Raw genomic sequence first — 5,754 nt, forward strand, 5'->3', positions numbered from 1 at the left:
AGTGAACCCCTTGCTCCGTCGTGTTTTGGGGGTGTCAGCCACATCTCTCCGGCAAACAGCCCGCCGTCGAACTGCCAGGCTCCCTGGATCTCCACGGTCGAAGCAACCACTAGCTCGCGAGGCGTCGTCTTGGGAAACATCACCGGACTGATGCGCATCTCTTCACGTCCACGGAAAAGGAGGAGCACTCCCCCAGCTGAACCATCGACCTCGAGAAATTTCTTGAAGAGGTCCATCTGTCCTACGGCGTATTCGACCGCCGTCTGCCCCCGCCGCGGGATTAAGCCGTAGCGAGTCTCACCGATCTTCATCATGGCCGCGTCGGCTTGGATGATGCCGTACTCCATATGCGTAGCCCGCCCCGTTCGGGCGTCAATGACAGCAGAGGGAAGCGGATTGCCCGGGCCAAGACAGGTCAGTTCGGGATCGAAGGCGGCATTGACACAGCTTCGCGCGAAGGGCGGAGCATTGCAGCTCGTGACGTCACTCGCTTCATGCGTAAGCCGAATGAGTTCACTCACGCCAGCGTGAAGCTCGCGTAGGGCGGAGACCAGCTCGTACTGAGGCAGCTGATCATCCACCCACCGCCGCTGTACTCGAATCCATCGCTGTTTTTGCGACGGCTGCTTCGCGATGGAATCGGCGAAAACTGCCACCATCTCCTCGACGGAAGTAGACGGCGGTACTGTCACGACATCCTCTGCCACCTGAAGACGCTCATCAAATAGGCTGAGAACGGCTTGGCTAAGCGTGAGGAGGTCCTCCTCCTTCACGATGCGATTACGTGATTCGACCCCCCATCCCATGACCGGGTTTTGCTTCGCGGAGGCTTGCCAGGCGCCGTACCATGTGTCGAAATCGGCCCACTTCGCCTTGCGCTTCTGCACTAGGAAGCTTACGCCTCGCGAGTTCTGAATAGCAGTATTGAGAAATCTCCGGAACTCGTTCGCATCGAGGTAGTTATCCACGACGCGGTGAATGTCCTCGTGCAAATCCATGAGTCGGCGGTGAGCATCAATACACGGGCACGTTTCTATTGTCTGGTCCCCCACGCCTCCTATTATCACTCACCACACAAAAGCGAACCGCCCCGCGTGGTTGCTACGGGGCGGTTCGGGTGGAGAGCAAGTTAGGCCGTGAGCCCCGGGCGGCCTGCGGCCTCGAAGGCGTCGATGAACGCCTTACGCACGCTGCCTCCCTTCGCGACTTTCCCCAGCCCCTTCTCCTCCACGAAGGCGGCGACGGCGGCGCGGTACTCGGGCGGCAGGCTGTTGGCACCCTCGCCTTCGCCCTTCGCAGCGCGCGCCCGACGCATCGGGGAGTAGTAGCGGGACGGCTCGACGCTGGTGTCCTCGCCGTTCACAAAGGGTTCGAGAGCCGTGGTGAGCTTGCGGAGGCTGTCCGGCGAAAGCTGGAGGCTGTAGCCGATGCCGTCGATGGAGACGTAATGCTCCGAGTATTCGCTGACCTCCTTCTTAGTGAGCGAGTCCTTGACGACGGTGATGGTGTCCTTCATCGGAGTGCCTTTCGCGGTGCTTGCGGGTTGGATGGCACCACAATGACGGGCTTCTTGAGCTTGTCAAATGGCTTCTGTTGGCTTCTTGCTCTCGCTGCGAAGGGGCGGTGCCGCGATGACACCGCCCCTTCGTACCAGCGTCAGCCGGCGGTTGCGCGGACGAACTTGAACACGAGGTTCGAAGGGTTAGCAGCCGCGCCGCCATCCCCCACCGTCACCTGCGGCACGACGTTCCCCCGTGGGTCACCGGCTGTGTTGCGCAGCCCAGTGTCGGTGCCGAACTGCGCGATGCATGTACCCGTGGTGGGACTGTTCACAGCGGACAGGCGCTCCGCCGCTCCACGCCAGCCTGTGGAGGTGGCAGCCGGAAGCAACTTGGTGGACTTGATGCCCTGAATGCCCCACACCGAGAACAGCCCACCCTTCTGCTGCGCGAACTTGCCCGCGTCGGCAGTCGGGGTTCCTTCTCCCCACACCGTCACAGTGGTGCGCAAAGGAGCCTCACCGCGATAGACAAGGCCTCCGTTGTACTGAGCACGCGGGTACCACACGTCGACCAAAGTGCTGCGGCGTTGGCCGTCGCGAAACACGGTGAACTCGTTACCGTTGCGCTCGCGGTGCACCGCACCGAACTTGCTTCCTTCGATGAGGCTGCCAGTGCGGCGCACGTTGGTCAGCGCACCGTTGTTGTTGCTCGCACCATCGGCGGCGGCGGGCGAGGCGGTGCATGACCACTCGCATTCCATCGTGTAGAACGCGACGTGGCCGGTGGCTGTAAGCGCGGGGTCGGCGTTGCGAGTGTCCCCGAAGATTGGGATTGCGGGAACGCTGGCCTGGCGGGGAGTGGCCATGACGTACTGCCCGTTCGGGCCGGTAGTCACAGATGCGAGGGGCATGGCACGGTTCGCCGCCTGCGCGCCCACCGGATTGCAGTGCACGGTGAGCACCTGGAAGAAGGCCTGTAGCTGCGGCATGGTCAGCGAACCGTTGTTCGTATAGGTGGTGCTGCGCCCGACTTCGCTCCACCCGCCGCATCCTGCGGTGGCGTACCAGCCGCCGTAGGACTGGGTGGCGATGTTCCAGTCGCGGCGTTCGACGCAGGAGCGAGCTTCGCGAATCACGGTGGTGGCATGCGAGCGGATGGTGGCGTGGCGAGTGTGCTCGAAGACATTGAGCACGCCACCCTCTGCGAGTCCCTTTCGGTTCTGCTCATCGAAGACAAGCTCAGGCCGCGCGAGGTTGGCGTCCTGCGCCACGGCCTGCTGCACCGCGGCGCGCACATCAGCGATGTTGGCATTGCTCGAAGCCATGCGATCCCACACCGCCGCGAACGCCGTTTTTACCGGCACAGCCGGTTGGTCATGCAGGTTGTTGACGCCGATAGGGTCGGTGCCGGTGGCGGAGGTGATCTGCCGCGACACGGAGATGGTGTGGGCGTAGGGGTGCGTGAAGCTCTCCACCTGCGTTTCCGTGCGGCTGCGCTCATCACGCTGCGATCGCTCCTCCGGTGCGCGCTCCTCGCCGAGGGCGGCGGAACACACGAGCACTGCGGGCGCGTCCGAAGGCCACGAGCGTGACGAGACATATGCGGCCATACGGTCATCCCACGCTGCGGGTGGGTCACCGGCCTGCACGCGCGCCTGTCGAATGGTGTGGGCGTCGCTGTCGTAGCCCGTGGCATTGAACAACCAGTTGGCCGCACTGCTGTTCTGCACGCGCCACCAGATGGCGTTGCTGCGCTGGCACAGGGCGGCGAGGTTGCCTGACCCACCGCGATCACCCGTGGCGTTCACGCGAGCCTCGATGGTGGCTTCGCTCGCACCCCATTGACCGCTGTTGACGAAGGCGCGCCACGCGTGGCCACCACCTCCGTTTGCGCCGGGGGCGTAGGCCGTCTTCCAGTAGGTACTCCCACTAAACGACCCGTCGCCACCACCACCACCTGCGCCACCGCCTGTGTCGGCGTTAGCCGGAACGGCGATGATGACCGACAAAATGGTGGCCGCTGCAATGGCCACAAGCTTTTTGAATGCGCGCATGTCAGTTCACCTCCAGTGAGGCGGACTCCACGAGCACACGGAGAGGGGTGTTGGCTGACGCATCCTCAGGGGTCGGCACCAGCACGAGCGTGAGGGTGCCGTCCTTGGTCACCTGCTTCTGATCCTGCGTCCACGCGGTGAAGCGCAGCTGCGCCACCACCTGTGCGCTGTACTGAAGCGTCTCTTCGTTGTAGGTGAAGCCCGCCTGCAGGTCAGTGGCCTCACCGATCCAGCGGGTGCCGTTGGCAAGCAGCGTGTCGCCCATGCCGTAAGCGTCGCCGCTCCAGTCGATGTAAAGGGGGAAGGCCTGCGGGTTGCCGCCGTTGGCCTCCCACCATGCGGGTGCGAACACATCGCGAAGCCCCTCCGCGCTGAACGCCTCAGGGTCATACTGCGCAATCTCCCAACCGCCAAAGCGGGGGTTGAGCAGCTTCTCGAAGATGAAGCCCACCTCGCGGATGAATGACTCCTGCGTCCAGTAGGAGAACAGCGGGTTGAGCGTGCCATCCTCCAGCACGTTCTGTGCGAGGTCACTCGTGTAGCCGCTCGCCTCCGATGGCAGGGTCATCGCCGCGGTGCGAAGGGTGCTGCCCACGTACTTCGCGCCGATAGCCTCGAAGGTTTCCGATGAGGGGGCAGCGTCGACGGGTGCGAGTTGCCATTCCTCGAGGCGGAGGGGGTAGGCGGTTTCCGGCTTGTCGAAGAACTCCTGTCGCGCACCGGCCACTGTCACGCCTTCCTTACCGTCACCGGCGTTGGCCTCGCGCTCTGCCACCTCCTCTGCGGTTTCGAAGCGCTCCTCCGGTGCGGGGATCAGGTTCGCCACTCCAAAGGTGCCCGCCCCCGCGGCGATGACGAGCACCGTGACGATGCCGCCCCAAAACAGGCGGTTCTTGCGGCGATTGCGCTTTTGCACCTCGCGCTCGCGCGCGTCGTCGGCGTTGTCGCGGTCCGTTTGCTCCGAGAGCATCGCGGCATCGCGTTCGTTCTTTTGGTTGATAGCGGCGCGCTTTCTTGCGCTGCGGGGATCGTTGGAAATGTCCATGACTTCCTCCTTGTCGAGTTCAGGGACAGGAGAAATATCAGCGAGCACCGCGCCACGATACGGACGCTCAAGACAGCGCACCAGCGGGAGAGTGCGGCGGGCTGCGGCACCCATCGGATACCGCAGGCCACAGGAAAAGCGCCGTAGAGCACAGCGCTACGCCCGATTAGCCGCGATGGGAGCGCAGCTAATCGGGCGCGACTCAGGAGCGCGAGCCTCTATGCGGCGGGGGCCGCGTCTCGTGCAGTCTTCGCACGGGCTTTCAGCATTTCCATTTCGTCGGCGTAGGAGGTGGCGATGGCGAGAGGTGACAGCCCCTCCCATCGCGGGTCATTGAACACGCAGCGACTCATCTCAAGCAGATGACGCATGGCTGCAAGCTCGAAGTCACGGCGGGCGGGGGTGATGGGGGCGGTGGCGGTCATGTCCTTTCTCCTTGTTCGGGGGTGCAATGGGCGGGGTGTCAGTCGTCGAGCGGGCTTGCGTAACTTAGGAAGAAGCATTCGCGGTTGGTGTCGAGGTCGGCGGTGGCGCGCTTGTGCGGCTTGATGCTCAACCACGCAATGAGCTTGCTTGCCTCCTTGCAGGTGAGGCGATGACCGCTTCCCTGCTGGAACTTCTTGAACGCTTCGGGCACATCGGCCTGCCACGCGTCCCGTCGCCGCTCCCGTAGCGCCGCAGGATCGTTGGCAGCGAGCCCATCCATGAACCCGAAGCGGCGCATGCACCAACTGCGTGCGTAGGCGGTGGCGTACGGGGCGCTTTCGGGCTTGAGCCCGATGAGCAGGTCCAGCACCTCCTTACGCTCAGGGCGACGCTCAAGCAGCGCACGAATGAGGCGGTATTGAGGTGTGGTGATCCGGGCGACCGGTGCAGCGGGCAGCTTCACGGGCGCGGGCACGTGGCTGGTTCCGGTTGCTTCGAAAAGAGTTAGCTGGCTCATTTCCTTTCTCCTTTGTTGAGGGTGAGTTGATGATGGTGCTTATACGGCGAGGAAGTGATCAAGAAGCTGTTCCGCAATCTGCGCCGAGGTCAAAGTAGGGTTCTTGCGAAGTAGAAAGTCCCGGTTTGCGCGGAAGTAGTCGATGGTCTTGAGCTTTGCGGCAGCCAGCGTTTTGGCGGCTTCCTGGCGCTCGACAAAGCGTGCGGCGAGT

Annotated in this window: 6 protein-coding genes; all 6 read right to left on the minus strand. The window is 63.5% G+C overall.

Annotated features, from left to right (window positions below; translation table 11 throughout):
- On the minus strand, positions 1-887 hold an 887-nt coding region (locus tag DC432_RS15650; RefSeq protein ID WP_207770846.1), incomplete at its 3' end, for a hypothetical protein.
- A 242-nt stretch (positions 888-1,129) separates the two neighbouring features.
- Positions 1,130-1,516 (minus strand): histone-like nucleoid-structuring protein Lsr2, encoded by a 387-nt coding sequence (locus DC432_RS15655; protein WP_116538630.1) that lies wholly within the window; start codon positions 1,514-1,516, stop codon positions 1,130-1,132.
- A 140-nt stretch (positions 1,517-1,656) separates the two neighbouring features.
- On the minus strand, positions 1,657-3,555 hold the full coding sequence (locus tag DC432_RS15660) for a hypothetical protein (RefSeq protein WP_133177972.1): 1,899 nt from the start codon (positions 3,553-3,555) through the stop codon (positions 1,657-1,659).
- Between the two features lies 1 nt (position 3,556).
- Entirely contained in the window at positions 3,557-4,600 is a 1,044-nt protein-coding gene (locus DC432_RS15665; protein WP_133177973.1) for a hypothetical protein, read from the minus strand.
- A gap of 218 nt (positions 4,601-4,818) precedes the next feature.
- Positions 4,819-5,025, minus strand: a complete 207-nt coding sequence (locus tag DC432_RS15670) for a hypothetical protein (RefSeq protein WP_116538633.1) — start codon at positions 5,023-5,025, stop codon at positions 4,819-4,821.
- 38 nt (positions 5,026-5,063) lie between these two features.
- Positions 5,064-5,543 (minus strand): hypothetical protein, encoded by a 480-nt coding sequence (locus DC432_RS15675; RefSeq protein WP_116538634.1) that lies wholly within the window; start codon positions 5,541-5,543, stop codon positions 5,064-5,066.
- Positions 5,544-5,754: the final 211 nt, after the last annotated feature.

Source organism: Microbacterium testaceum, from assembly GCF_003075375.1.
Taxonomy (GTDB): Bacteria; Actinomycetota; Actinomycetes; order Actinomycetales; family Microbacteriaceae; genus Microbacterium; species Microbacterium testaceum_E.